Here is a 26,080-nt window from a genome sequence, read left to right as displayed (position 1 = left end):
CGCTGGGGTAAAGGCGCGGGATGAACGATGTCGCATCCCCCAATCTGACTAATCCAGCACAAAGCTGGAAAGTCACCCTGCCCTGCACCCGCGCCGAAGCCGAAGCGCTCGACGGCGATATCGCGGCTTTCGCGATGATGGAGCATCCGCCGGTGCTGATGACCAGCGAGGCGACGCCCGACGACGACACGATGTGGCAGCTCGACGCCTATTTCGAAGGCGAACCAAGCCCTGCAGCGATCAAGCTTCTCAAGACGCTGGCGCCCAGCGCGGCGCGGATCAAGCCGGTGGTCGAGGCGCTGCCCGAACAGGATTGGGTTACGCTGAGCCAGCAGGGGCTGGAGCCGGTGACGGCAGGGCGCTTCCACGTGCGCAATATCGCCAGCGATCCGGAACTGCCCGGCCACGTCAACCTGCTGATCGAGGCGGGCCGCGCCTTTGGCACCGGGCAGCATGAAACGACCGCAGGCTGCCTCGCCATGCTGGACCGGATGCGCCGCGTGGGCATGCGCTTTCGCCATGTTGCCGATATCGGCACCGGCACCGGACTGCTTGCCTTCGCCGCGCTCAACCTGTGGCCCCACGCCCATGCGATCGCGTCGGACATCGACGCCGTCGCGGTGGAAATCAGCGCCGACAACGCCCGCGCCAACGGCGTCGCGCTGGGCGATGGGGCGGGGCGGCTGGCGCTGGTGACGGCGGCGGGTGGCAATCACCCGGCGCTGATCGGCCGCGCGCCCTACGACCTGCTGATCGCCAATATCCTGGCCGGGCCGCTGATCGAACTGGCGCCGACGCTCTGCGCGCTGGTGGAGGATGGCGGCACCATCGTGCTGGCCGGGCTGCTGAACCAGCAGGCCGACGCGGTGATCGCCGCCTATCGCGCGCAGGGCATGCGCCTGGCCGAACGCAGCGACCGCGGCGAATGGCCGACCCTGCGCCTGCGCAAGCGGCCAAGCATCGGGTGGAAGCGGCCCAAACGCATCGACGCCGGCGCGCGGGGTGAAGCGCCCGGTTTCGGCAGCATCTGACCTTCACCAAGGAATTGATCATGACCATCACGCGCACCGTCATCGTTCAGGACATGGGCGGCGAACCCTTCGAGCATGTCGCCATATCGGATGACGCCGCTGGCGCGCGCCCCGGCATTCTGCTCTTCCCCAATGTGCTGGGCGCCAAGGAAGCCGATTTCGTCTATGCGGAGAAAGTCGCGGCGCTGGGCTATGCGGTGCTGGTCGCCGACATGTTCGGCCAGGGCAAGCGCTCCAGCCGCGCCGATGCCGATGCGGCGCGTTATATGAACCTGCTCAACGCCGACCGCGCACTGCTGCGCGACCGGGTGAACGGCGCGCATGCGGCGCTCAAAGGGTTGGCGCAGGTCGATGCCAGCCGAACGGCGGCGATCGGCTTCTGCTTCGGTGGCAAGTGCGTGCTCGACCTGGCGCGATCAGGCGCGGACATCGCAGGCGGCGTCAGCTTCCATGGTGTCTATGATGCGCCGCCCTTCCCCTCTGCGACGATCGGCGCGAAGCTGCTGGTCTGTCACGGTTGGGACGATCCGATCGCGCAGCCGCAAGCGACGGTCGGGCTGGCGAAGGAACTGACGGAAGCGGGATGCGACTGGCAGATCCACGCCTATGGCCATACCGGCCACGCCTTCACCGACGAAGCCGTCAACATGCCGGGAAAGGGGCTGGCCTACAGCCCCGACGCCGACCGGCGCAGCTTCCGGTCGATGGTGGATTTTCTGGGCGAAGTGTTCGGGTAACAGGGGAACATCAGTTGCCGAAATCGGTTCGGGCCATACCGGATAGGAGGTCGGCTGACTTTTAGCGTGTCGGGATGCGGCGCGCGCTCGCCAGATGATGGGCGTGGGTGATCGCCACGGCCAAGGCGTCCGACGCGTCCGGCCCCGCGATCTTCGCGCCGGGCAACAGGCGCTGCACCATGGCATGGACCTGATCCTTCGACGCGTTGCCGACGCCCACGACCGATTTCTTGACGAGACGGGCGGCATATTCGCCCACTTCCATGCCCGAACGCGATGCGTTGAGCAGGATCACGCCGCGCGCCTGACCCAGTTTGAGCGTCGATTGCGGATTGACGTTGACGAACACCTCCTCGACCGCCGCGCCATCGGGCCTATGCTCCAGGATCAGGTCCGTCAGCGCCAGGTCGAGCGCCAACAGGCGCGTCGCCAGCGCCATTGCGCTGTCCGTCTTGATCTGGCCATTGGCGATATGGGTCAGCCGATTGCCGTCCGCCGCGATCAGGCCCCAGCCGGTCGTGCCGAGGCCGGGGTCGAGCCCAAGAAGGATCATGATCTATCCTCTCCCCCAAAGGGAGAGGGCAAGATCATCAACCCAGTTTCTCCATCACGTCGTCGGACACTTCATAATTGCCCCAGACGGTCTGGACGTCGTCGTCATCCTCCAGCGCGTCGACCAGCTTGAGCAGGGTCGCGGCGTTGGATTCATCGACTTCCATCGTGGTCTGCGGCTTCCAGGCGAGCTTGGCGCTGTCGGCAGCGCCGAGCGTGGCTTCCAGGCCCTTGGCGACTTCGTGCAGTGCGTCCATCGCGGTCCAGATTTCATGCTCGTCCTCGTTGGACGACACATCTTCCGCGCCCGCTTCCAGCGCGGCTTCGAAGATCGCGTCGGCGTCCCCGGCGCTGGCGGGATAGGTGATCAGGCCCACCCGGTCGAAGCCGTGGCTGACCGCACCCGACGCACCCAGATTGCCACCATTTTTCGAAAAGGCGGTGCGGACATTGGTCGCGGTGCGGTTGCGATTGTCGGTCAGCGCCTCGACGATGATGGCGATGCCTGCGGGACCATAGCCCTCATAGCGCACCTCTTCATAATTCTCGCCGCCCGCCGCGTTCGCCTTGTCGATCGCGCGCTGGATATTATCCTTGGGCATGGACTGGGCCTTGGCGGCGTTGACCGCCAGGCGCAGACGCGGATTCATGTCCGGGTCGGGCATGCCCATCTTGGCCGCGACGGTGATTTCGCGGCTGAGCTTGGAGAACATCGAGGAGCGCTTCTTGTCCTGCGCGCCCTTGCGATGCATGATGTTCTTGAATTTGGAATGGCCGGCCACGGCCTTCTCCCCAATATTTCTGTGAAAGCGAAGGGCGCTCTCTAGCGAGCAGCGCCCGTTCGCGCAACTTTAGACGAGGATCGCCGTGCCGGACGCCGACACCATCAGCATCGATCCGTTGGAACCGATCACTTCATAATCGAGGTCGACGCCGACTACGGCATTGGCGCCCAGGGCGGCGGCGCGGGTGCGCATTTCACCGATCGCCTGTTCGCGGGCGCGTTGCAGCACATCTTCATAGGCGCCCGATCGCCCGCCCACGATATCGCGGACGCTGGCGAACAGGTCGCGGAACAGGTTGGCGCCCACGATCACCTCTCCGGTGACGATGCCGAGATAGTCCTTCGCAGGTCTCCCCTCCAGACGGCTGGTCGTGCTGACGATGACTTCGGCCATGGGCGCTTCTCCTGCTATATCCAATATTATTCCATACCCAGGGCAGAAAGATACGTCTGGAGGATGGCTTCCATTTCCTGCCGGTCATGCGGCTGCATCTTCCGCAGGCGAATGATCTGGCGCATGATCTTGGCATCATAGCCGGTCGCCTTGGCCTCCAGATACACGTCCTTGATATCGTCGCCGATACCCTTTTTTTCCTCTTCAAGACGCTCGATGCGCTCGATGAGAAGACGTAGCTGGTCGGCGGCGACATTGGGTTCGCTCATGGGAATCTCCGTGTAAAAAGTGCGAATATGAATCGGGCTGGCGGACGCCTCTAATGCCTGTCCGCGTTCTTCGCCACACTCTCCTGCATCTTTGCGATCTGCTGTGGCGTCGCTTCACCCTGATAGCGTTCTTTCCACTGTGCAAAGGGCATGCCGTGGATGATTTCGCGCGCCTGATCGCGGGTCAGATCGCCATCCGCTTCGGCGATCCAGTCGGCCAGGCAGTTGCGGCAAAAGCCCGCCAGACCCATCAGGTCGATATTTTCCACATCCGATCGATGCTGCAAATGCATCACCAGACGGCGGAAGGCGGTTGCGGCGACCGCATCTGTGACTATGGTGTCGGTCATCGGTGGGAGGAGCCTTTCACTGATCTACATCATCCTGTCGTGCAGCACGGATAACCCATAACGACGCACTGGCAAGGCCCATGGCCCGCCGGTATCGATCATGACGGCCAGGAGAAGACATGACCAAGTTACCGCCCCGTTCGCGCAAGGTTCGCATCCTGGCGACCCTTGGCCCCGCGAGCGATACGCATGAAATGATTCGGGCGCTGTTCGTCGCCGGGGCCGACGCCTTCCGCATCAATATGAGCCATGGCGCGCATGAGGATCATGCCGCGCGCATCGCCACCATCCGCGAACTGGAAAAGGAATTTCATCGGCCCACCACGATCCTGGGCGACCTGCAAGGCCCCAAGCTGCGCGTCGGCACCTTCGAAAAGGGCCTGGCCATCCTGGAAACGGGGGCGCGCTTCATCTGGACCGGGACGAGACGCCCGGCGACGCGCGTCGCGTGAACCTGCCCCACCCGGAAATCTACGCCGCCCTGATGCCCGAAACCCGGTTGCTGCTGGACGACGGCAAGCTGGTGTTGCGGGTAAAGGCCGTGGGCGAGGATCGGATCGACACGATCGTGGAGGTCGGCGGCACGCTGTCGAACCGCAAGGGCGTCAACGTGCCAGACGTGGTGGTGCCGGTGCCTGCGCTGACCGACAAGGACCGGCGCGACCTGAGCTTCGCCATGCAACAGGGGTGCGACTGGATTGCCTTGAGCTTCGTGCAACGGCCCGAGGATCTGGCCGAAGCGCGCAAGCTGATGGGCGGCTATGGCGCGTTGATGGCGAAGATCGAGAAACCGTCGGCCGTGCAACGGTTGGAGGAGATCATCGAACTGGCCGACGGCGTGATGGTGGCGCGCGGCGACCTGGGCGTCGAATTGCCGCCTCAGGCGGTGCCGCCGCTCCAGAAGCAGATCGTCGCCACGGCGCGGCGCATGGGCCGCCCGGTGGTGGTCGCAACGCAGATGCTCGAATCGATGATCAAGTCCCCCTCCCCCACGCGCGCCGAAGTGTCGGACGTGGCGACGGCGGTCTATGACGGCGCGGACGCGATCATGCTGTCGGCCGAGACGGCGGCGGGCGACTGGCCGGTCGAGGCGGTGGCGATGATGGACAGCATCGCCAACAGCGTGGAGCGCGACCCGGGCTATCTGGGCCGCCTTCACTATACCGAAACGAAGCCTGATCCGACGACGGCCGACGCGCTGGCGGAAGCTGCTGGCAATATCGTCGATGTCGTGGGGGCCAGCGTCATCACCTGCTTCACATCATCGGGCAGCACGGTGCGCCGTGTGGCGCGTGAACGGCCTTCCGCGCCGATCCTGGCGCTGACGCCGCGATCGGACACCGCGCGCAAACTGGGCCTCACCTGGGGCGTCCATGCGATCCGCACCAAGGATATCGGCACGTTCGAGGAGATGATCGGCAAGGCGCGCCGCATGGCGCTGCGCCACGACATGGCGCAGAAGGGCGGCAAGATCGTCGTGCTGGCGGGTGTTCCGTTCGGTACGCCGGGATCGACCAACGTTCTGCATGTCACGGCGATTCGCGGCGATGAATTGAAGGGCCGCGACGAGGGGTGAGGCGCGCTGCGAGGAGGCATGCGCCTCCTCGCCCGTCCGGGCCGTTCGAGCGAACCACTTACCTGGCCTGAAATATAGGCAGGCCCGCTCTGTCCTTGCCACCCTAGCAGGAAAGGCCAGCCCCCTTCGACTGCCTGTCAGCAGCAATCGCTCAAGACGAACGGGGCACAGACCCGTGCACGAATCAGCACATTGAGGCCAACGCGGAAAAGCGCCCGATCATCGATCGAGCGCTTGCCACGCTGTATCAAGACCTGTCGCCCCGAACAGGGCGGCAGCGTCGGCTTTTAGCCTTGGCGGGCCTTGAAGCGACGGTTGGTCTTGTTGATGACATAGGTACGGCCGCGACGACGGATCACGCGGTTGTCCCGGTGGCGGCCCTTGAGCGACTTGAGCGAGTTGCGGATCTTCATGGCTATGGGCCTTCGATAAGTCTGGTGTTTGCGAATTTGGAAGCGCAGCCCCTATGGGCAGGGCAGGCCAAAGTCAAGGGTGGGGCCTGCTCTTTTGCCGTCGTTCACATTCCATGCAGCAAGTTCGTGCCTTCACGCGTTTGAAGGGATTATGTTCACCACACCGTCTTTACGGTGCCGTCCCTACGGTGAATGCCCGTTGGAGTTGAACCATGTCGAAGCGTCTCTTTCTGCTCGCTGCCCTCGCCCTTCCCTTGAGCGCCTGCGCGACCGCCGCGCCGCGCGTGGAGGTGACGCAATTCCATCTGGGCAACCCCGCGCGGTCCGGCACCGTGGCGGTCGAGGAAATGCCCGGCAACCCGGACATCAGCCTGGAGTTTCGCACCTATGCCGACGCGGTGTCACAGGAATTGCAGCGCGTGGGCTTCAGCCCGGCGAACGGCGCGCCAAGCGATTATGTGGCGCAGGTCAGCTTCAGCCGCAGCTTCCGCCCGTCGGGCGTCGATCGCAGCAGCGACCGGCCGGTCAGCGTCGGCGTGGGCGGCGGCTTTGGCAGTGGCGGCGGTCGGCGCGGCGGCAGCTTCGGGGGACTTGGCCTGGGCATCGGGATCAACCTGTCGGGCAAGCCCAAGGATATCGTGACGACGCAGTTGCACGTGCAATTGCGCCGCCGGTCCGATTCGCAGGCGATCTGGGAAGGACGCGCATCGACCGAGGCGAAACAGGGTTCGCCCGCCGCGCAGCCTGCCGCAGCCGCGCAGAAACTCGCCGCCGCACTGATCGGGGGCTATCCGGGTGAATCGGGGCGCACTATAATGGTCAAATGACCATCAGCATCTCAAGCGGCTTCGACAGCGGCAACATTCGCGTCCTTTCCATCACCGATACCCCGGACGGCGTCCGCGCCGAACTGGAGATCGTGACCGATCACCAGAGCGACTTCTATCAATGGTTCCATTTCCGGGTCGCCAATGCGGCCGGACGGGCAGTGGAACTGCGAATTGTCAATTGCGCCCGGTCCGCCTATCCCGATGGCTGGACGGGCTATAGCGCGCGGGTCAGCGAGGATCGCGAGAATTGGCTGCTGGCCGACACCAGCTATGCCGACGGGACGTTGACCATCCGCGTGGAGCCGGACAGCGGTGCCGTGTGGGTCGCCTATTTCGCGCCCTATTCGATGGAGCGCCACCATGACCTGATCGCCTGGGCGGCCAGCCAGCCGGGCGTCGCGCATCGCGAACTGGGGCTGACGCTGGACGGCCAGCCGCTCGACCTGCTGACGATCGGCGAAGGGCCCAAGCAGGTCTGGCTCTATGCGCGCCAGCATCCCGGCGAATCGATGGCCGAATGGTGGATGGAAGGCGCGCTGGAGCGGCTGTGCGATGACGAGGACGCCGTCGCCCGCCTGCTGCGGCAAAAGGCGACGATCCATCTCGTGCCCAATATGAACCCGGACGGCAGCCGTCGCGGCCACCTGCGCACCAATGCGGTCGGCGTGAACCTGAACCGCGAATGGCATGAACCGACCGCCGACCGCAGCCCCGAAGTTCTGCTGGTGCGTGATGCGATGGACGCGACGGGCGTGGACTTCGCGATGGACGTGCATGGGGACGAAGCGATCGCCGCCGTGTTCATCGCGGGGTTCGAGGGGATACCCTCGATCACCGATCGGCAGGTCGCTCTCTATCACCGCTATCGCGACACGCTGGCCGCGCGCACGCCCGATTTCCAGACGCGGCTGGGCTATCCGGTGGCAGGCGCCGGGCGCGCCAACCTGTCCATGTCCACCAACCAGGTCGCCGAACGCTTCGGCGCGGTGGCGATGACGCTGGAAATGCCGTTCAAGGATAATGACGACCTGCCCGACACCGATTTCGGCTGGTCCCCCGCCCGGTCGATCCAGTTGGGCAAGGATTGTCTGGCGGTGCTGGCGGAGATGATCGGGGATATTTAGGTCTTACATGTTCCCGCGAAGGCGGGAACACGGGACTATTTCCAGTCGAACGACAGCGGCGCTTCCTTGAATGCGAAGCGGTCGAGGTGATCGGCGACCACCTGCTTGAACCGCTCCACATCGGCATCCGGCGTCGGTTCGATCGTCACGACCAGCGCCTGCGGCTGCGCCGCCATGCGTATCGGTCCCATGGGAAAGGCGATCTCGCCCTTCTCCGCATCGAAATCGACTGCGAATTTGTGGCTCCAATGCTTGCAAAGCTGCTGGAGATAGCGGCTGCCGTTAGTGGTCGGCACTGTGGCGGTCAAAGTCATGGTCAGAGCCTTTCGATCTTGTTGACGGCTTCGTCGATCAGGGCGGCGATGTCGAACAGGGTCTGGTTATCCGCCCCGTCCTTTTCAAGCCGCTGCTGCACGGCGAAGCGCAGATTATGCATCGCGCGGCGAACCGGACCGGCGTCGACCCGTTCCGCCTTCTGCGCCAGCCCCGCCAGCCGCTCCAGCGCCAGGTCGAGCGCGGCCTGCCGTTCGGCGATCTGGGCCTGGCCCGCTTGCGTGATGGCGAAACGCTTGCGGCTGCCTTCGCTCGGCTCCTCGACGATCAGGTCCATGTCCGACAACAGGGTCAGCGTGGGGTAGACGACGCCGGGGCTGGGCGCATAGACCTCGCCCGACAGCGCCTCGATCGCGCGGATCAGTTCATAGCCGTGACGCGGCGCGTCGGCGATCAGCTTGAGCAGGATCAGCCGCAACGTTTCATTGTCGAACAGCCGCCGACGACCACCGCCGCCGCGCCCGCCCCGGCCACCGCCGCGGGGGCCATCTTCGCCGAAGGGATCGTCGCCGAATCCGCCGCCACGACCAGAGCCGTCACGCGAACCAAATCGGCCAGCGCCGGGATGATGACCGCCATGGCGGCCGCGATGAGAATGGAAAAAATGCATCATTGAGTCTTTCATATATGTCATGATGCATTGCGATATATCTTAAAAATACTCACTGTCAAGAGTTACGATAGATCTTAAGTGCATCAATCTGTATCTCAGAGTGCCGCCGGATGTAGAGATAGATGGGTTCCCGCCTGCGCGGGAACACGGCATCTAACATTATAATGCGTGATGCTGACCCATAAGGCGGTTCCCCGGCGTAGGCCGGGGTCCAGTTCTAAGCGCGCGACTGGACCCCGGCCTACGCCGGGGAACAACGGGCTATGGGTTCCTATCAATGCAACTTAGCATCACCATATTCAGAGCGCGGCGAAATCGATGGGCGCGTGGCGGTCCAGCGTTCGGCTCTGGTCTTCCAGCGGATATTTGAGGCCGCTTGCGCAGTTGAACAGCACCGCGCGTTCGTCGCGTCCGATCAACCCTTCCTCCAGCGCGCGGCTATAGGCCGCCAGCGTTGCCCCGCCCTCCGGACATAGCAGCAGCCCGTCGTCCCGCGCCACGTCGCGCACCGCCGCTGCGATAGCATCATCCGACACGGCGAGCGCCGCGCCGCCGCTTTGCCGGACGGCCCGCAAAATCAGGAAATCGCCCACCGCGCGCGGCACGCGGATGCCCATGGCGATGGTGTGGGCGTCCTCCCAGCGCTCGGCGAACTCGACGCCCTGCTCAAACGCCCGGACCATCGGTGCGCAGCCCTCTGCCTGCACCGCGAACATCTTGGGGCGTTTGGAGCCGATGAAGCCGATCTTTTCCAATTCATCGAACGCCTTCCACATGCCGATCAGGCCGGTGCCGCCGCCGGTGGGGTAGAAGATCGCGTCGGGCAATTCCCAGCCAAGCTGCTCGGCCAGTTCCAGACCCATCGTCTTCTTGCCCTCGATCCGGTACGGCTCCTTGAGGGTCGAGAAGTCGAACCAGCCGCGCGCCTTCGCGCCCTGCCCCACGATCGCCCCGCAATCATCGATCAGCCCGTTGACGCGATAGACGCGCGCGCCTTGCGCCGCGATTTCCCGCACGTTGATGTCGGGCGTGTCGTCGGGGCAGAAGACGATCGCCTCCATGCCCGCGACCGCCGCATAGGCGGCCAGCGCTGCACCCGCATTGCCGTTGGTCGGCATCGCGACCTGCGTCACGCCCAGTTCCTTGGCCATGGACACCGCCATGACGAGGCCGCGCGCCTTGAACGATGCGGTGGGCAGGCGGCCTTCATCCTTGGCCAGGAGGTGCGCCCCGCCCAGCCGCGCCGCCGTGCGCGGCAAGGGGATGAGCGGCGTCGCATTCTCGCCCAGGCTCACGATATTGGATGTCTGCCGCACAGGCAGCAATTCGCGCCAGCGCCACAGGTCCATCGGCCGCTGCGCCAAGGCCTCCTTGGTCAGGGTCGCGCGCACACCATCCAGATCATAGCGGACCAGCAACGGCTTTCCCGCCGCAGACAGGCCATGCAACTGGTCCGCCGCGTAACGCTCACTAGTCAGCGAACATTCGAGATGAGTGACGAAGGTGGGGCGATCGGTGGTGAGGTTGAGGTCGTGGCGCACATGCAATCCCCGTTCGCCCCGAGCCTGTCGAAGGGCTTCACTTCCTGAAGAAAGAAAGGGCTTCGACAGGCTCAGCCCGAACGGGTGAGAGCGTTATTCCGGCTTCTTCGCCACGCTAACCATGGCGGGGCGCAGCAGGCGATCCTTGATCATGTAGCCGGCCTGCATCTCGATGAGAATGGTCCCCGGTTCGGCGTCGGCCGAGGGGACTTCCATCATTGCCTGATGCTTGTTGGGGTCGAGCGGCTGGCCGACCAATTCGATCTTCGTGATGCCATTGCGGCCGAACACGCTGTCCAGTTCACGCCCAGTGGCTTCCAGGCCAACGACCAGCCCCTTGAACTTCTCATCCTCGCGCAGGTCCGCGGGGATGGCGGCGAGCGCGCGGCTCAGATTGTCGGCGACCGACAGGACATCGCGGGCAAAGGCCGTGGCGGCATAGGCGCGGGTGTCGGCCAGTTCCTTTTCCAGCCGCCGACGCACATTCTGCGTGTCGGCATGGGCGTAGAGAATGTCCTGCTTGGCGGTGGCGAGTTCCGCCTCCAGCGCGGCGACCTTCTCCGCCACGGCATCTCCCACGGGAGCCGTATCTTCCGGCAGGGCGTCCACGACTTCGGTGTTTTCGATAGTGTCTTTGTTTTCGCTCATCTCATCAATCTCGATAGCGTCTGTGCTGTGAAATCCACCATGGGGATCACCCGCGCATAGTTCAAGCGTGTGGGGCCGATCACCCCGACCACGCCGACGACCCGGCCGTCCGCGCCACGGTAGGGGGCGGCTATGACCGAAGAACCCGACAGGGAAAAGAGCTTGTTTTCCGAGCCGATGAAGATTTTGGTCGCGCTGCCCGCCAGCGCGCTTTCCAGCAGGCGCGAAATTTCCTGCTTCCCCTCCAGATGCTCCAGCAATTGCCGCACCCGTTCCAGGTCGGCGGCGGTGCCGTCATCTATCAAATGGGCCTGCCCCCGCACGATCAGCACCGGCCGGTCGTCGGCGTCATGCGACCAGATGGCGATACCGCGTTCCACCAGTTCGCGCGCCGCGCCGTCCAACGCACTGCGCTCCGCCTCCATCTCCCGCGCCAGATGATCGCCCGCCTGGCGCAGGGTCATGCCCGCAAAGCGCGCCGACATGAAATTGGCCGCCTCGTTCAGCATCGATGGCGTGACGCCGGGCGGCAGGTCGAGCACACGATTTTCGACCGACCCGTCCTGCCCCACCAGCACCGCCAGCGCCTGCCTGTCGTTCAGGGGCACGAAACCGAACTGCCGCAGCACCGGTTCGCGGCGGGGCACCATGACGATCCCCGCGCAGGCCGACAGGCCGGAGAGCGCAGCGGTCGCGGCGGACAGCGCTTCTTCGATCGGGCCGCTTTCGACCAGCCCCGCCTCGATCGCACGCCGTTCCTCGATCGAGGGTTCGGCCGCCTGCATCATGCCATCGACGAACAGGCGCAGGCCCGTCTCGGTCGGCATGCGCCCCGCCGAGGTATGCGGCGCGGCGAGCAGGCCCAGCTCCTCCAGATCCTGCATGACGTTGCGAATCGACGCCGGCGACAGGCTGAGCGTCGCCAGTTTGCTGATCGTGCGCGATCCCACCGGCAGGCCGGTGCCGAGATAATTTTCCACCACAAGGCGAAAGACGTCGCGCGCGCGATCGTTGAGTTCGGAGATCGGGGTGACCGACATGCCGTCTATCTAGGCACGCCGGGCCACAGGCTCAAGCCAGCTCATTTCTTCGCAGCCGGGGCTTTGAGCATCTTTTCGATCTCCAACAGCTTGGGGATGGCCGCGATCGCGGTGCGCAGGCGGCCATAACGCGGGTCCATGCAACCGGACTGGAAATTCAGCCGGGTCGTCTTGCCCGGCATGCCGCCGGTCCATTCGACCGCGTAGGTCGGCATGTCGGTGGCGAAGCGGGTGCAGTTTTCATTATGCCCGATCCGTTTTTCCGTCCCCGTTTCGGGACGATAGGGCGCAAGCGACGCGCGCAGCTTGCGATACTGCAACGGCGTCACGGTGAAGCGCGTCGGCCCCGGCACGGCGGTGAACTTTTCCGGCTCCAGCAGCCCCGACCCGTCCGGCGTCACGCGCAGGCTATAGGCCGGGCAGGCGCCGAAGCAGCGCCCCGCCGTAAAGCGGATCGTCTCGCCGGGCGCCTTGGGCGTCTCCAGTTCGGTATCGGCAGCGGTGCAGCCTGTCAGCAACAGCAGGCTTGCCGCGATCATCATTCGCATCGTCATGCCCCCCTCTTATCGCCTTATTGTCGCCGTGACACTGGCAAGAAACGTCTTGCGGCGCTAAGCGGCCAATTAAATGTGCCGTCTGGCGCATTGGTGGCGCCCGCGACGGCGACGCTGCCGCCTGAACGTTTCGGAGTAAAAATTATGCGTCCTTCCGGCCGCGCGCCCGACCAGATGCGCGACATCACCATGGAGCCTGGCTTCACCATCCATGCCGAGGGCAGCTGCCTGATCAGCTTCGGCGACACCCGCGTGCTGTGCACCGCATCGATCGAGGAAAAGGTGCCGCCCTTCCTGCGTGGCAAGGGGGCGGGCTGGGTCACGGCCGAATATGGCATGCTGCCCCGCGCCACCCACACCCGCGGCAGCCGTGAGGCGGCCAAGGGCAAGCAGTCGGGCCGCACCCAGGAAATCCAGCGCCTGATCGGCCGGTCGCTACGCACCGTCGTGGACCTGAAGAAACTGGGCGAACGCCAGATCGTGGTCGATTGCGACGTGATCCAGGCGGATGGCGGCACGCGCACGGCGGCTATTTCGGGCAGCTGGGTCGCGCTGCGCATCGCGGTGGACAAGCTGTTGGCGTCGGGGGCGCTCAGCGAAGACCCGATCATCCAGAAGGTCGCGGCGATCAGCTGCGGCATTTTCGAAGGTACGCCTGTCCTCGACCTCGACTATGCCGAAGACAGCAATGCCGAAACGGACGCCAACCTGATCCTGACCGGCGACGGCAAGTTCGCCGAAGTGCAGGCGACGGCCGAAGGCGCAGCCTATGACGAGGAAGAACTGCTCCGCCTGCTCCGCCTCGCCCGCATCGGCTGCGCTAAGATTTTCGCGGCGCAGGATGTGGCGACGGGACGTTAAGCACAACCGTTCGGTTCGAGCCTGTCGAGAACCATTTCTTGAAACCGCTTCTCGACAAGCTCGAAGTGAACGGAGATAGTAACCTGCATGAGTGACGATTTCGGACAGGAACAGGCGATCCGCAGGCTGAAGCCGGGCAAGCTGGTCATCGCCAGCCATAATCCCGGCAAGGTGCGAGAAATCGCGGCGCTGCTCGGCCCTTATGGTATCGAGCCGATCTCCGCCGCCAGCCTGGACCTGCCCGAACCGGAGGAAACCGGCACCACCTTCATCGCCAATGCGGAATTGAAGGCGATGCAGGCGGCCGACCTGTCCGGCCTGCCTGCGCTGGCCGACGACAGCGGTCTGTGCGTCGAGGCGCTGGGCGGCGATCCCGGCCTGTTTTCCGCGCGCTGGGCCGGACCGACCAAGGATTTCGGCTTCGCCATGCAGACGGTGTGGGACGGGGTTCAGGCCAAGGGGCCGGACGCCAGCCACAGCGCCCATTTCGTCTGCGCCCTGGCCCTCGCATGGCCCGACGGCCATGTCGAGGCATTCGAAGGCCGGATCGACGGCACGCTGATCTGGCCGCCACGGGGCGACAAGGGCTTCGGCTACGATCCGATGTTCGTGCCGCTGGACCACGATATCAGCTTCGGCGAGATGGACCCGGACGCCAAACATGCCATGAGCCACCGCGCCAAGGCCTTCGAAAAACTGGTGGCGGCGGTTATCTGATGCCGGTGCGCCCGTGCCTTATCGCACGGGCACCGGCTTCAGCTTCGCCTGGCCGATATGCCAGCGCAACTGGCTGGCCGACGCGCCATCCACATCATTGACCCGCCGCACGACATAATCGCCGACGAAGCGCTGGCGGGTGCCGTCCTGTAGCTGCGAATCCACCGTCACCGGCACCGTCTGGTAGATCGACCCGGCGCCGCCGCTGCCCGGTTCCAGCCTGCCGATCGTCACGCGCGTCGAGCGCGTATCGGCAAAGCCTGCCTCGAATGTGTCCAGCGGCTGATTGGGTGGGCCATCGTCGCCCCATTGCTGCCAGGCCGTGCCATAGTCGCGGGCGTTGAGCGCCGCATAATAACGCTGCACCACGGCAGCGGCGGCCTCCATGCTCTTGGGCGCGGGATCGCATCTCTGCATCGGTTCGCCCTTGCCGTCGAACAGGGCGCAGCTCCGCGCAATTTCGTCATCGATCATTGCGCAGCTGTTGGCGACATTGCAGGGCGGATGGGTGGCGGGCGACACGTTGCGGCAGATGGCGACGCGCCTGGCGGCGGCGGCCGAGCCGATATCGGCGGCACAGGACAAAGGCGTCGCCGACGGGGCGTCCGCAACAGGCGGCGCAGCGGGCAGCGGGCTTTGCGCGCTGTTGCTGGCGGATGCCATCGGGGCTGGGGCCGCTGCATTGCCGGTTGCGTTGTCGGCCTTGGGCTGTGTCGGTTGGCCGCAGGCCGCAAGGCTTATCAGCGCGCAACCCGACAGGGCCAGTGTCATCAAGCGGCAGCGCATCATGTCTCTCCTTCGGCGGGGCTGTCTGTCCAATGCCCATCACCCGAAGAAATATCCCTGCACCCTATCGCGCGACGCTCGCCACCTGGGTGCCGCCGATCGCCGTCGGCGCATCGTCCGCGTCCAATGGCCCCTTGCCGAACGCGTTGCCGGCCGGGAAATAACGACAGACCAGATAGTCGGCATTCGTCCCCTCGCCTAGCGCGCAGCCGACCTTGCGCGTGCCGCGCCAGATCATCTGGGTATAATGGCCCACATCCTGCCAGCGGCCCGTGCGGCTGAGATCCGGCAATTTGCCCTCGATCCTCGTCAATGGCTTTTCGTCCAGGAACGATCCCACCATGACCTGATAGCCATAGAGGCGGCGCGGCCCCATCCAGAGATTCTCGCCGCTTGGGATGACCCGGCTGGTCCGCGCGGAATGGCGGAAGAGGCCGGTGCGCGCCATATCATCGGCGTAGCGCGCGGCGTCGGCCGCCAGCGCATCGTCCCAATCGAGCCGCGGCAAGCCCAGCGACGCCCGTTCGCCATTATGCGCGTCCAGCATCACGGCGCGCAGCAGCGCCGTGCCACGGGGCGCTTCGCTCATGCCATAATAGGCCGCTGGCATCACTGCGCCCACAGCGGCGGCTGAGGCAGGGGCAAGCGCCGACGATGCGGTCGGCCCGTCGCTGTCCGACGTCGCCCGTGCGCTTCCCGCCATCGACAGCATCGCCGCGCATAGCGGCGCCCATAGCGTCGCGCACAAAAACCCTTTAGGGCTGCCCCCAGCCATGTCGTCCCAAACCCCCGAAAGTCCGTCGATCACCGCCGACGCCCAAGCCTTATATATCCATTGGCCCTTTTGCGTTTCCAAATGTCCTTATTGCGATTTTAACAGTCATGTTCGCGACGGCGTGGACGTCGCAGCCTGGGAGAAGGCGCTTCTGGCCGACATGATGCATGAGGCGGCTCTCACGGCAGGCCGTCCCCTTGCCTCCATCTTCTTCGGCGGCGGCACGCCATCGCTGATGCCGCCTGCGCTGGTCGAAACGCTGATCGCGGCGGCGCAGCGTCATTGGGGCTTCACCCCGGACATAGAGATTACGCTGGAGGCCAATCCCAATTCGGTCGAAGCGGCGCGCTTCGCCGATCTGGCCGTCGCCGGCGTCAACCGCACGTCGCTTGGCCTCCAGGCGCTCGACAATCAGGCGCTGCATTTCCTCGGCCGCGCCCATGACGTGGACGAAGGGCTGGCCGCGCTCGATACGGCGCAACGCGTGTTCGACCGGGTCAGCTTCGACATCATCTATGCGCGACCGGACCAGAGCGAGGCGGACTGGCAGGCAGAACTCGCCCGCGCCCTGTCGTTCGGCACCGGGCATCTTTCGCTCTATCAGTTGACGATCGAGCCGGGCACGCGCTTCGCCACGCTGGTGGCGCAGGGCAAGCTGACGCCCGCCGATCCGGACCATGGCGCGACCCTCTATGAACTGACCCAGGCGATGACCGGCGCGGCGGGCATCCCCGCCTATGAGATCAGCAACCATGCCCGGCCGGGACAGGAAAGCCGCCATAACCTGACCTATTGGCGTTATGGCGATTATGCCGGGATCGGGCCGGGCGCGCATGGACGGCGCGGCGGCATGGCGACCATGCGCCACAAGAAGCCCGAAAACTGGATGGGCGCGGTCGCGCGCAACGGCCATGGCGCGCAGAGCGAGATGCCGCTGTCCGGCGAAGACCGCGCGCGCGAAGCGCTGTTGATGGGATTGCGCCTGGGCGAAGGCGTGGATTTGGGGCGCATCGCTGCCCTGTCGGGGATCGTCATCGACCGCCTGATCGATCAACGGGCGATCGATCAATTGACTGGCCTGGGCCTTGTCCACCTGACCGGCAGCCGGTTGCAGGTGGCGCCTGCGGGCATGTTGCTGCTCGACGCCATCCTGCCGGAAGTGGTGGCGGTTTAGGCCGAAACCCGCGCCCCTTTGCGCAGGCAAATGCAGGGACGTCAGGGCTGGTCGCTGTCCAACTGGGCGATGGATGCATCGATTGAACGCAGCGCCTGTGCGCGGGCAAAGGCCGGCATGGACGTATTGCGGGTGATCCGGCCGCGCGCGGTGCGAAGACCGTTCAATGCAGACATATGGTGGGTGCGTGCCGCACGTTCGGCGCGGGCTTCGGCCATGTCCGCCTGCTGCTCTGCCTGATCCGCCTGCAGGCTTGCGGCCCGTGCCGAACGCTCCGCCGCCCGTTCGGCGCGCGCCCCGGCGAGTTCGGCCTGCCGCGCGGCCCGCTCCGCTTGCAGGCTCGCCAGATCGGCGGAACGCTGCGCCGCCCGATCGATCGCCGCGTTGCAGATGCGTACGCGAATATGGCGGCGGCCATCGGCATCCACCGTCTCGCGCTGGGTGGTGACGCCCTTGCCACCCTCACACCCGTCGCGCACATCGACCACCGGCACCATGCGGGCGATGTCCGCCTCGGTCGGAATGCGGTGCGTTTCCACCCGGCCGTCGGCATAGGTGACGGTGATGCGGTTGTTCACCGTGCGCACGGTGACGGGCGGCACGGGTGGAATTGGGGCAATCATGTCGGCGGCCGGCGCGATCGGCGCAGACGGCGCGGCGGGTGCAGACGGCGCGGTGGGCGCTGCCGGTGCCCATCTTTCGGACGCCGCCTTTACCGCAGGCGTTGCAGGCACGGCCGGAACCGACTGAACGGGCGCGACCGGGGCCACGCTGACGGCGGCAGGCTTTGTCACCAGATCGGACAGGCGGGTGAAGTCGGCGCTTTCCACCTTTTCGGTGATCGCCGCCATCTGTTGCGCGGCGCGGCTACCTGATGCGGTGAGCGCAAGGCCCGCGGCGGTGACAACCGCGACGGCGGCCATGCCCCAGCTGATGCGCTGGAGCGACAGATCATGGTTGGACAGCATTTTCAGCCTCCCCTTGAGCGTGGTGATGCGGGTGAGATGGCAGGCGCCGGCAAATTGCCGCCCGCCCGCCGCCTTCAATATGGCGCGGCCATAGATATGGGCCTGATCGCGGCCGTAGAGCGACAGGACGCGCGCGTCGCAGGCGGTTTCTTGGTCGGCGCGATAGGCGCGATAGGCGATCCAGGCGAGCGGGTTGCACCAGTGGATCGCCAGCAGCAGCAGCGCGGTCATGTTGGCGGCCAGGTCCCCGCGTTCATGATGCGCCCGTTCGTGGGCGATCGCCATATCCTGTTCCTGCGCGTCGTAGCGGATCGCGAAATCGGCGGGCAGAACGATGTACGGGCGTAGCACGCCGAAGGCGAGCGGTCCCGACGCATGCGGGCTGGTGACAAGGCGGATGCGCCCTTCCTCCCCGATCGGGGTCGCACCATCCAGCATGTGACGGCGAAACCGGGCGTAGCCGACGGCCTGGATCAGCAGGAAGAGCATCATCCCGGCAAACCAGAACGACAGGCCGATTTCCAGCCAGGGGATCGACGGGGCAGCCTCCGCCACCGCCATAGTCGGCTGCGCCGCCAGCAATTCGGCCAGTCCGGCCTGGTCGACCGCGACGTGCAATGGCGAGGGATCGACGTCGCTCGGCAGCGCGGGCAGCAGCATCCGCATCAGCGGCAAGGCCCAGAGCCAATAGGCCGCTCCCGCCCCCAGCCAGCGCGCAACCGGCCGCCGCACCATCATGACCATCGCCATCAGCAGGGTGGTTGCGATCAACGTTTCGGCCAGCCAGACGCTCATGATTTCAGCCCTTTCAGGATGGCCTCAAGCTCGGCGATATCGTCCGCCGTCAATTGATCCTGCTCCGCCAGTTGCGCGACCAGCGGCGACACCCGCCCCCCGAACAGCCGCTTGACCAACCGCCCGGATTTGCCCGCGACATAGTCTTCGCGCGCCACCAGGGGGCGATAGATGAAGCGGCGGCCATCCTGGTCGGCAGCGATGATATCCTTGGCCATCAGCCGCGACAGCAATGTCTTGACGGTCTGGAGGCTCCAGTCGCGTTCCGGGGCGACCCGATCGGATACATCGTTGGCGGTCTGCGGCGCAGCTTCCCACAGCGCCTCCATCACCACCAGTTCCGCTTCGCTGATCTTCTCGCTCACGTGGTTCAACCCGACTCGCATGTTTAACAACTACAGACGTAGTCGCATCGATTACAGATGTAGTCAATGGCATTATGTCGGTATCGGAACAGAACCTTCATGGTTGAAAACAGCCGATATGTCGGGAATTTTGACAAGATGGTTGCGGCGGCGTCGTGCGTTAACCTTTGAAACAACCGCTTTCCCGCGATCGCGCCATATTGGCACGGCGATTGCGACCTTCATCACGTTCCCACCGTTCAACTATCGGGGGATGCAGGCCGTCTCCGCCAGCATCCCCCACCCGGTGAACCTTTTCCCTCATCACATCTGGCCGGACGCGACGCCGCGACAACCCACCCGCTGCGACTAACGCGCTTCCTCGCGCAAGTCTCGCTGCCCCTCCCGCCTGCGGGAGGGGAATGGCAGGAAGCCACCCCAACCAGACACGAAAAAGGGCGGCCCGACACCGGACCGCCCTCCCCATTCGCAATTCGTGCGCCTTAGCTGGCAGCGACGTTCTGGTCGGCCATCAGCTGCTGCAATTCGCCCGCTTCATACATTTCCATCATGATGTCGCTGCCGCCGACGAATTCGCCCTTTACATAGAGTTGCGGGACGGTCGGCCAGTCGGAGAAGGCCTTGACGCCCTGACGAATAGCCTGGTCCTGCAACACGTCGACCGTGTCATAGGCCACGCCCAGATGCTCCAGGATCGCGATGGCGCGGCTGGAAAAGCCACATTGCGGGAAGAGGGGCGTGCCCTTCATGAACAGCACCACATCATGGGCGCCCACAAGTTCGGCAATCCGCTGGTGCACGGCGTCGGTCATGTCAAAGTCCAGTTCTGTCTGGCGCCCCGTCCACGGAGCGCAAATCCATCGACGTGTTAATTAGGAATGGCGGTGGTGAGTTGCAAGGCGTGGAGCACGCCCCCCATCCGTCCGCCCAGCGCCGCATAGACGGCGCGCTGCTGCGCGACGCGGCTCATGCCCCGGAAGCTTTCCGCCACGACGCGCGCGGCATAATGATCGCCGTCCCCGGCCAGGTCGGTGATTTCGACCTGCGCATCGGGAATGGCGGCGCGGATCATGTCCGCAATATCGTCGGCTGCCATCGGCATGGAATATACGACCTTATTGGGGTTCGATGAACATGCGGCGGGCGATCACCGCCTGTTCGTCCAGCGCGGCGCGCACACCCGCTTCGTCGATGTCGATCCCGGCGGAGGTCATGTCGCCCACCAGCTTGCGGATGACATCCTCGTCGCCCGCTTCCTCGAAATCGGCCTGCACGACCGCCTTGGCATAGGCGTCGGTTTCCTCTGGCGTCAGCCCCATCTTCACGGCCGCCCATTCGCCCAGCAGCCGGTTGCGGCGCGCCTGGATGCGGAATTGCAATTCCTGGTCGTTGGCGAACATATTCTCGAACGCACGTTCGCGATCGTCAAAGGTGGTCATGCGTCAAAGCCCCGCTGAAATACCGTCTGGCAACAATAGTAGGAAGAAGCGCGCCGTTACGCAACGGTAGCAAGAGGGGCTGGCACGATCCAGGGGCGATCCTGCGCCTGGTGGGCTTCATATGTGTCGATCACGTCCGACTGGTCCAGCGTCAGGCCGATCTCGTCCAGACCGCCGAGCAGGCAATGCTTGCGGAACGCATCGATCTCGAACGCGAAGCGGTCCTGGAACCGGGTGGTGACGGTCTGCGATTCCAGATCGACATGGATCGGGTCCGTCGTGGCGACGTCCAGCAACCGGTCAACCGCATCCTGCGGCAACACGACAGTCAGGATGCCGTTCTTGAACGCATTGCCCGAAAATATGTCGGAAAAGCTGGGCGCGATCACCACTTTGACACCCATGTCGCCCAGCGCCCAGGCGGCATGTTCGCGGCTGGAGCCGCAGCCGAAATTGTCGCCCGCGATCAGGATCGGGCTGCCGACATAGTCGGGGTCATCGAAGACATTGCCCGGTTCCTTGCGCAGCACCTCGAACGCGCCGCGACCCAGGCCGTTGCGCGAAATCGTCTTGAGCCAATGCGCCGGGATGATGATGTCGGTGTCGACATTCTTCATCCCGAACGGATAGGCCCGGCCGTCGACGGTCGTCAGCTTGTCCATCAATGAACCTTCTTGGCGGCGGCTGGCGGCGTATCTTCGGCGCGACCCAGGCTGGCGGCCATCGCCGCGCTGGCCAGCGCGCCCAGCGTCAGCAACCAGAAAATCTTCTTCACAGCGCCATCCCCTCTTCCTTATTCAACAATTCACGCACGTCCGTCAGCCGACCGGTGATCGCCGCCGCCGCCGCCATGGCCGGCGACACCAAATGGGTGCGCGCGCCCGGACCCTGACGACCCATGAAATTGCGGTTGCTGGTCGATGCGCAGCGCTCGCCCGCAGGCACCTTGTCCGGGTTCATGCCCAGGCACGCCGAACAGCCCGGTTCGCGCCATTCGAACCCGGCGTCCAAGAAGATACGGTCCAGCCCCTCTTCCTCCGCCTGACGCTTGACCAGGCCCGAACCCGGTACGACCATCGCATGCTTGATCCCGCTGGCGACATGCCGCCCCTTCAGCAGCGAGGCGGCAGCGCGCAGATCCTCGATCCGGCTGTTGGTGCAACTGCCGATGAAAATATGTTCGATCGCGACATCGGCCAGGCGTTGCCCGGCGGTCAGCCCCATATAGTCGAGCGACTTCTGCGCCGCCGCCTGCTTGGACGGATCGGCGAAGCTTTGCGGATCGGGCACCACGCCGGTCACGGCCACGACGTCTTCGGGGCTGGTGCCCCAGGTGACGTTGGGGACGATGTCGGACGCGTCGATGACCACCGTCTTGTCGAACACCGCGCCTTCATCGGTGACCAGCGTCTTCCACCAGGCGACCGCAGCATCGAAATCCGCGCCCTTGGGGGCCATCGGGCGGCCCTTGATATAGGCGAAAGTCGTTTCGTCGGGCGCGAACAGGCCTGACCGCGCGCCCGCCTCGATCGACATGTTGGCGACGGTCAACCGACCCTCGATCGACATGTCGCGGAAAACCGAGCCGCGATATTCCATGACATAGCCGGTGCCGCCCGCCGTGCCGATCGTGCCGCAGATCGCCAGCGCGACATCCTTCGCCGTGACGCCGGGCGCCAGTTCGCCATCGACCACGACCGCCATCGTCTTGGACTGTTTCAGCAACAGCGTCTGGGTCGCCAGCACATGTTCGACCTCGGACGTGCCGATGCCGAAGGCCAGTGCGCCCAGCGCGCCATGCGAACTGGTATGGCTGTCGCCGCACACCAGCGTCGTGCCAGGCAGCGTGAAACCCTGTTCCGGGCCGACGACATGGACGATGCCCTGCTCCACATCAGCGTCGCCGATCAGGCGAACGCCAAATTCCGGCGCGTTCTTTTCCAGCGCGGCCAGTTGCTGCGCGCTTTCGGGGTCCGCGATCGGAATGCGATTGCCGTCCGCGTCGCGGCGTGGCGTGGTGGGCAGATTATGATCCGGCACCGCCAGCGTCAGATCGGGCCTGCGCACTTTGCGTCCCGCAAGGCGAAGCCCCTCGAACGCCTGCGGACTCGTCACTTCATGGACGAGATGCCGGTCGATATAGATGAGGCAGGTGCCATCGGGACGCCGTTCGACGACGTGCGCGTCCCAGATTTTTTCGTAGAGGGTGCGAGACTGAACCATAGACCCCACCCCCTAGACCCGTACGGCCGATCGGAAAAGGGGTGAGCGACCGAAATCAGCTGTTTTTACCATCAGGCGGGCAAGAATGTTACGGGGCGGTCAAAGCGCCCGATAGTCCGCGACGATCTTTCCGGCCGCGCCGATCTCCGCCTCATGACTATCCTCTCGCCATGTTTCGGCGAGCGCTTCCGCCTCCCACTGCCGCATGGCGGGGTGAGCGAGCATATGATCGACCCATATCTGCGCGGTAGGCCCGACATCCAGGCCGTAGGTGCGGACGCGAAAGGCGACCGGCGCGTAGAAGGCGTCCAGCGCGGTAAAGTCGGCGCCGGCCAGGAAAGGCCCGCCGAAGCGATCCAGCCCTTCCTCCCACAATTCGCGCAGACGCGCGATATCGCGGCCCAGAGCGGGCGAATGGAGGTGCGGTTCGACCCGGACGCCGATATTCATGGTGCAGTCGTTGCGCAGGTTCGTAAAACCGCTGTGCATTTCCGCCACCGCACATTGGGCGAAGCTGCGCGCATCCTCATCCGTCGGCCAGACGCCGGGATGGCGGTCGGCAAGATAGAGGATGATGCCCAGCGAATCCCAGACCGTGCGTGCCCCGTCGATCAGTGCGGGCACCTGACCCGTCGGCGAAAAGCTGCGGAAGGCGGCATAATTGGCGGCGGACGCGAAGGGTTCGATCCGATCGTCGAACGGGATCCCCAGCGCCGTCATCAGCACCCAGGGGCGCAGCGACCAGCTGCTGTAATTGCGGTTGGCGGTGATGAGCGTGTAGGACATGCGGTTCCTCCCTTGGCGATGGTTGGGCGACTTACCGTATCGCGTGGCGGCGATACAGCCGCAACGATCCGGGCAGCTTACAAGCTGGGCTTATCAGACAAGAGATCCGTTCGGTTCGAGCCTGTCGAGAACCCTGCCCCGTTCTCGACAAGCCTGTCCTGAGCGTGTCGAAGGGCTCGAACCGAACGGAGGTTGCGAGTGGGCCTAGCCAAGATGTTGAACGCACGTCAAAAGAACGCATCACGGGCGACGCCCCCTTGCCGCCCTTCCCAGATCCATGGAGCCTCATGTCGTGAACCGACGCCAATTCCTCGCCACCAGTGGCGCATCCGCTGTCGCCGCCGCCACGCCCAACGCCTTTGCCCAGTCGGGTAGCGCCGACGTCCGCTTCCGCGCGATGCTGGACGATTTCTTCTACGGACGCCTCGCCGAATCGCCCGAAAGCGCGACGCGCCTGGGTCTCGACACCGGCGCGCGCGCGGCGTTGCGAGGCAAACTGTCCGACACCAGCGCGGCGGGGGCAGCGCGAGACCTGGCCCGGACCAAGGCCCAGGTGCAGCAGCTCAAAAGTGTCGATCGGGCGAAACTCAGCCAGGCGAGCCAGCTTGATTATGACGTGGTCGCCTATCAGCTCGACCGGGCGGTCGGCGGCGAACGCTTCGGCTATGGCGAAACGGCGGGGCGGTTCGCACCCTACATCCTCTCGCAACTGACCGGCAGCTATCGCGAAATCCCGGACTTCCTCGATTCGCAGCATCGGGTGAAGGACGCGGCCGACGCGGACGCCTATCTGTCGCGCCTGGAAGCCTTCCCTGCGGCGCTGGACGGCGAACTCGACCGACAGAAGGCCGACGCGGCCAAGGGCGTGTTCGCGCCCGACTATATCCTCGACACGGTGATGAAGATGCAGGCGTCGCTGCGCGACCAGCCCGCCGCGCAGACCGTGCTGGTTGCCTCCTTCGTGAAAAAACTGGCCGCCGCAGGCCTGCCGCCAGAGCGCGCAGGACAGGCGGAAAAGATCGTGGCGGAAAAAATCTTCCCGGCCGTCGATCGCCAGATCGCGCTGGTGCAGGAATTGCGCGCGAAGGCCAGCCATGACGCGGGCTGCTGGCGCCTGCCCGATGGCGACGCCTTCTACGCCGCCGCGGCCGAAGCGGCGACCACCACCCGGTTGACCGGCGATGAAATCCACACGCTGGGCCTCGACCAGGTCGCCGATATCTCCAGCCGGATCGATACCATCCTGAAGGCCGAAGGGATGAGCCAGGGGAGCGTCGGCGACCGGCTGGTCGCGCTGAACAAGCGGCCCGACCAGCTGTTCCCCAATACCGATCCCGGCCGCGAGGCGCTGCTGGCACAATTGAACAGCCAGATCATCGCGATGAGCAAGCGCCTGCCCGAAGCGTTCAACACCGTGCCTAAGGCTCCGGTCGAGGTACGCCGCGTACCGGTGACGATCCAGGCGGGCGCGCCGGGCGGCTATTATCAGAACGCCTCGCTCGACGGGTCGCGCCCGGCCATCTACTTCATCAACCTGCGCGATACGTTCGATCGGCCGAAGTTCGGCCTCGCCACGCTGACCCATCATGAAGCCGTGCCGGGCCATCATCTGCAGGTGTCGGTGGCGCTGGAATCCGACGCCATCCCCATGATCCGCCGTCGCGGATTCTACAGCGGCTATTCCGAAGGCTGGGCGCTCTATTCGGAGCAATTGGCCGACGAGATGGGCATGTATGACGGCGATCCGCTGGGCCAGGTGGGGTATCTCCAGTCGCTCCTCTTCCGCGCCACCCGCCTTGTGGTGGATAGCGGCATGCACGCCAAGCGCTGGAGCCGGGAGAAGGCGACCGATTATCTGATCGCCACCACCGGCATCGCGCGCGGCCGCAGCCAGGGCGAGATCGATCGCTACACCGTCTGGCCGGGCCAGGCGTGCAGCTACAAGATCGGCCATACGGTGTGGACGCAGCTGCGCGACGAGGTGAAGGCAAAGCAAGGCGCGCGGTTCGACCTCAAGGCCTTTCATGACGTGCTGACGCTGGGCGCGATGCCGCTGGATATATTGAAACAGACGGTGCGGCAGCGAATGGGGATTGCCTGAGCGACTGCTGCAAGCAGGCAGTCGAAGGGGGCTGTCCCTGTTGCAGAAGAAAGCTGGGCTTCGAAAAGCTCAGCCCGAACGGGTCGAGGAGTAAGCACCAAGAACAAAAAACGACCCGGCGGTGTGCCGCCGGGTCGTCCAGTTTCTTCCACCCAAATCGCGGAGCGCTCTGCACGCGCCCGCGAACTGGCTCGGTAGCGGCCAAGGCCACAAAGTTCGTCAGCTATCAAATCCGTTCGCCCTGAGCATGTCGAAGGGCTTCTCTTCTCACAGAAGAGTGCAGGGCTTCGACAGGCTCAGC

At 65.0% G+C, this 26,080-nt stretch carries 30 protein-coding genes and 1 pseudogene; 9 read left to right on the top strand and 22 right to left on the bottom strand.

Translation table 11 applies throughout. From position 1 onward, the window contains the following. The first annotated feature begins 20 nt into the window (after positions 1-20). On the top strand, positions 21-1,031 hold the full coding sequence (locus U5A82_RS07115) for a 50S ribosomal protein L11 methyltransferase (protein WP_326289733.1): 1,011 nt from the start codon (positions 21-23) through the stop codon (positions 1,029-1,031). Between the two features lie 20 nt (positions 1,032-1,051). Continuing rightward, positions 1,052-1,768: a dienelactone hydrolase family protein gene (locus U5A82_RS07110; protein ID WP_326289731.1), complete on the top strand. Its 717-nt coding sequence runs from the start codon at positions 1,052-1,054 to the stop codon at positions 1,766-1,768. Between the two features lie 61 nt (positions 1,769-1,829). Here U5A82_RS07110 and ruvC read toward each other — a convergent pair whose 3' ends face one another. The 5 genes from ruvC to U5A82_RS07085 form a co-directional block, all read right to left on the bottom strand. Beyond that, positions 1,830-2,321 (bottom strand): crossover junction endodeoxyribonuclease RuvC, encoded by a 492-nt coding sequence (gene ruvC, locus U5A82_RS07105; protein ID WP_326289729.1) that lies wholly within the window; start codon positions 2,319-2,321, stop codon positions 1,830-1,832. A 37-nt stretch (positions 2,322-2,358) separates the two neighbouring features. Continuing rightward, positions 2,359-3,102 carry a YebC/PmpR family DNA-binding transcriptional regulator gene (locus U5A82_RS07100; RefSeq protein WP_326289727.1) on the bottom strand — a complete coding sequence of 248 codons (744 nt, stop codon included), beginning with the start codon at positions 3,100-3,102 and terminating at the stop codon, positions 2,359-2,361. 69 nt (positions 3,103-3,171) lie between these two features. Then, positions 3,172-3,498, bottom strand: coding sequence for a heavy metal-binding domain-containing protein (locus U5A82_RS07095; RefSeq protein WP_326289726.1), 327 nt, complete (start codon positions 3,496-3,498; stop codon positions 3,172-3,174). Positions 3,499-3,524: 26 nt separating this feature from the next. Further along, positions 3,525-3,767 carry a DUF2312 domain-containing protein gene (locus tag U5A82_RS07090; protein ID WP_242931271.1) on the bottom strand — a complete coding sequence of 81 codons (243 nt, stop codon included), beginning with the start codon at positions 3,765-3,767 and terminating at the stop codon, positions 3,525-3,527. A 50-nt stretch (positions 3,768-3,817) separates the two neighbouring features. Beyond that, positions 3,818-4,117, bottom strand: a complete 300-nt coding sequence (locus tag U5A82_RS07085) for a DUF1244 domain-containing protein (RefSeq protein ID WP_326289723.1) — start codon at positions 4,115-4,117, stop codon at positions 3,818-3,820. 119 nt (positions 4,118-4,236) lie between these two features. Here U5A82_RS07085 and pyk point away from each other — a divergent pair. After that, positions 4,237-5,693: pseudogene (pyk, locus tag U5A82_RS07080) on the top strand (pyruvate kinase). A 287-nt stretch (positions 5,694-5,980) separates the two neighbouring features. Here pyk and ykgO read toward each other — a convergent pair. Beyond that, complete coding sequence (ykgO, locus tag U5A82_RS07075) at positions 5,981-6,106, bottom strand: type B 50S ribosomal protein L36 (protein WP_004210176.1); 126 nt, start codon at positions 6,104-6,106, stop codon at positions 5,981-5,983. Between the two features lie 212 nt (positions 6,107-6,318). On the opposite strand from ykgO, the gene U5A82_RS07070 reads away from it, so the two are divergent. Together U5A82_RS07070 and U5A82_RS07065 are read left to right on the top strand one after the other, a co-directional pair. Beyond that, complete coding sequence (locus U5A82_RS07070; protein WP_326289721.1) at positions 6,319-6,933, top strand: DUF4136 domain-containing protein; 615 nt, start codon at positions 6,319-6,321, stop codon at positions 6,931-6,933. Further along, on the top strand, positions 6,930-8,060 hold the full coding sequence (locus tag U5A82_RS07065; protein ID WP_326289719.1) for a M14 family metallopeptidase: 1,131 nt from the start codon (positions 6,930-6,932) through the stop codon (positions 8,058-8,060). Before U5A82_RS07070 ends, U5A82_RS07065 begins: the two co-directional genes overlap by 4 nt. A gap of 35 nt (positions 8,061-8,095) precedes the next feature. On the opposite strand, the gene U5A82_RS07060 is transcribed toward U5A82_RS07065, so the two are convergent. From U5A82_RS07060 to U5A82_RS07035, 6 genes are all read right to left on the bottom strand, one after another. Beyond that, positions 8,096-8,374 (bottom strand): DUF2218 domain-containing protein, encoded by a 279-nt coding sequence (locus tag U5A82_RS07060; protein ID WP_326289717.1) that lies wholly within the window; start codon positions 8,372-8,374, stop codon positions 8,096-8,098. A gap of 2 nt (positions 8,375-8,376) precedes the next feature. Beyond that, the gene (locus U5A82_RS07055) at positions 8,377-9,006 is read right to left on the bottom strand and encodes a PadR family transcriptional regulator (protein ID WP_326289716.1); all 630 of its coding nucleotides are present in this window, start codon (positions 9,004-9,006) and stop codon (positions 8,377-8,379) included. A 299-nt stretch (positions 9,007-9,305) separates the two neighbouring features. Continuing rightward, positions 9,306-10,547 carry a threonine synthase gene (locus U5A82_RS07050; protein ID WP_326289715.1) on the bottom strand — a complete coding sequence of 414 codons (1,242 nt, stop codon included), beginning with the start codon at positions 10,545-10,547 and terminating at the stop codon, positions 9,306-9,308. A gap of 93 nt (positions 10,548-10,640) precedes the next feature. Then, positions 10,641-11,195 (bottom strand): nucleotide exchange factor GrpE, encoded by a 555-nt coding sequence (gene grpE, locus U5A82_RS07045; RefSeq protein WP_326289714.1) that lies wholly within the window; start codon positions 11,193-11,195, stop codon positions 10,641-10,643. Next, positions 11,192-12,235, bottom strand: a complete 1,044-nt coding sequence (gene hrcA, locus U5A82_RS07040) for a heat-inducible transcriptional repressor HrcA (protein WP_326289713.1) — start codon at positions 12,233-12,235, stop codon at positions 11,192-11,194. The genes grpE and hrcA overlap by 4 nt, the downstream gene beginning before the upstream one ends. Positions 12,236-12,276: 41 nt before the next feature. Beyond that, complete coding sequence (locus U5A82_RS07035; RefSeq protein WP_326289712.1) at positions 12,277-12,789, bottom strand: DUF6438 domain-containing protein; 513 nt, start codon at positions 12,787-12,789, stop codon at positions 12,277-12,279. Positions 12,790-12,933: 144 nt separating this feature from the next. On the opposite strand from U5A82_RS07035, the gene rph reads away from it, so the two are divergent. Both rph and rdgB read left to right on the top strand, forming a co-directional pair. After that, on the top strand, positions 12,934-13,650 hold the full coding sequence (rph, locus tag U5A82_RS07030) for a ribonuclease PH (protein WP_326289710.1): 717 nt from the start codon (positions 12,934-12,936) through the stop codon (positions 13,648-13,650). A gap of 87 nt (positions 13,651-13,737) precedes the next feature. Then, on the top strand, positions 13,738-14,367 hold the full coding sequence (gene rdgB, locus U5A82_RS07025; protein WP_326289708.1) for an RdgB/HAM1 family non-canonical purine NTP pyrophosphatase: 630 nt from the start codon (positions 13,738-13,740) through the stop codon (positions 14,365-14,367). A gap of 18 nt (positions 14,368-14,385) precedes the next feature. Here rdgB and U5A82_RS07020 read toward each other — a convergent pair whose 3' ends face one another. Continuing rightward, a complete protein-coding gene (locus tag U5A82_RS07020; RefSeq protein ID WP_326289706.1) occupies positions 14,386-15,156 on the bottom strand; it encodes a hypothetical protein in 771 nt (256 codons plus the stop codon). Between the two features lie 61 nt (positions 15,157-15,217). Continuing rightward, positions 15,218-15,928 (bottom strand): CAP domain-containing protein, encoded by a 711-nt coding sequence (locus U5A82_RS07015; RefSeq protein WP_326289704.1) that lies wholly within the window; start codon positions 15,926-15,928, stop codon positions 15,218-15,220. On the opposite strand from U5A82_RS07015, the gene hemW reads away from it, so the two are divergent. Next, positions 15,927-17,102, top strand: coding sequence for a radical SAM family heme chaperone HemW (gene hemW, locus U5A82_RS07010; protein WP_326289702.1), 1,176 nt, complete (start codon positions 15,927-15,929; stop codon positions 17,100-17,102). The genes U5A82_RS07015 and hemW overlap by 2 nt on opposite strands. A gap of 41 nt (positions 17,103-17,143) precedes the next feature. On the opposite strand, the gene U5A82_RS07005 is transcribed toward hemW, so the two are convergent. From U5A82_RS07005 to U5A82_RS06970, 8 genes are all read right to left on the bottom strand, one after another. Then, positions 17,144-18,865, bottom strand: a complete 1,722-nt coding sequence (locus tag U5A82_RS07005) for a M56 family metallopeptidase (protein ID WP_326289700.1) — start codon at positions 18,863-18,865, stop codon at positions 17,144-17,146. Further along, positions 18,862-19,230 (bottom strand): BlaI/MecI/CopY family transcriptional regulator, encoded by a 369-nt coding sequence (locus U5A82_RS07000; protein WP_326289699.1) that lies wholly within the window; start codon positions 19,228-19,230, stop codon positions 18,862-18,864. The genes U5A82_RS07005 and U5A82_RS07000 overlap by 4 nt, the downstream gene beginning before the upstream one ends. Positions 19,231-19,712: 482 nt before the next feature. Then, positions 19,713-20,042, bottom strand: coding sequence for a Grx4 family monothiol glutaredoxin (grxD, locus tag U5A82_RS06995; RefSeq protein WP_326289697.1), 330 nt, complete (start codon positions 20,040-20,042; stop codon positions 19,713-19,715). 56 nt (positions 20,043-20,098) lie between these two features. Beyond that, a complete protein-coding gene (locus U5A82_RS06990; protein ID WP_326289696.1) occupies positions 20,099-20,332 on the bottom strand; it encodes a BolA family transcriptional regulator in 234 nt (77 codons plus the stop codon). Between the two features lie 13 nt (positions 20,333-20,345). Continuing rightward, positions 20,346-20,669, bottom strand: coding sequence for a DUF1476 domain-containing protein (locus U5A82_RS06985; protein WP_326289695.1), 324 nt, complete (start codon positions 20,667-20,669; stop codon positions 20,346-20,348). 56 nt (positions 20,670-20,725) lie between these two features. Next, positions 20,726-21,331 carry a 3-isopropylmalate dehydratase small subunit gene (leuD, locus tag U5A82_RS06980; RefSeq protein ID WP_326289694.1) on the bottom strand — a complete coding sequence of 202 codons (606 nt, stop codon included), beginning with the start codon at positions 21,329-21,331 and terminating at the stop codon, positions 20,726-20,728. A 109-nt stretch (positions 21,332-21,440) separates the two neighbouring features. Next, positions 21,441-22,892, bottom strand: a complete 1,452-nt coding sequence (gene leuC / locus U5A82_RS06975; protein WP_326289693.1) for a 3-isopropylmalate dehydratase large subunit — start codon at positions 22,890-22,892, stop codon at positions 21,441-21,443. Between the two features lie 99 nt (positions 22,893-22,991). Continuing rightward, complete coding sequence (locus U5A82_RS06970; protein WP_326289691.1) at positions 22,992-23,678, bottom strand: glutathione S-transferase family protein; 687 nt, start codon at positions 23,676-23,678, stop codon at positions 22,992-22,994. A gap of 292 nt (positions 23,679-23,970) precedes the next feature. Here U5A82_RS06970 and U5A82_RS06965 point away from each other — a divergent pair, with 292 nt between their 5' ends. Then, positions 23,971-25,779 carry a DUF885 domain-containing protein gene (locus U5A82_RS06965; protein ID WP_326289689.1) on the top strand — a complete coding sequence of 603 codons (1,809 nt, stop codon included), beginning with the start codon at positions 23,971-23,973 and terminating at the stop codon, positions 25,777-25,779. Positions 25,780-26,080 lie beyond the last annotated feature (301 nt).

The sequence above is a fragment of the Sphingobium sp. CR2-8 genome (assembly GCF_035818615.1).
In the GTDB taxonomy this organism is placed as follows: Bacteria; Pseudomonadota; Alphaproteobacteria; order Sphingomonadales; family Sphingomonadaceae; genus Sphingobium.
Note: the sequence above shows the minus strand (reverse complement) of the source record. Positions and strands in the feature narration are given on the sequence as shown.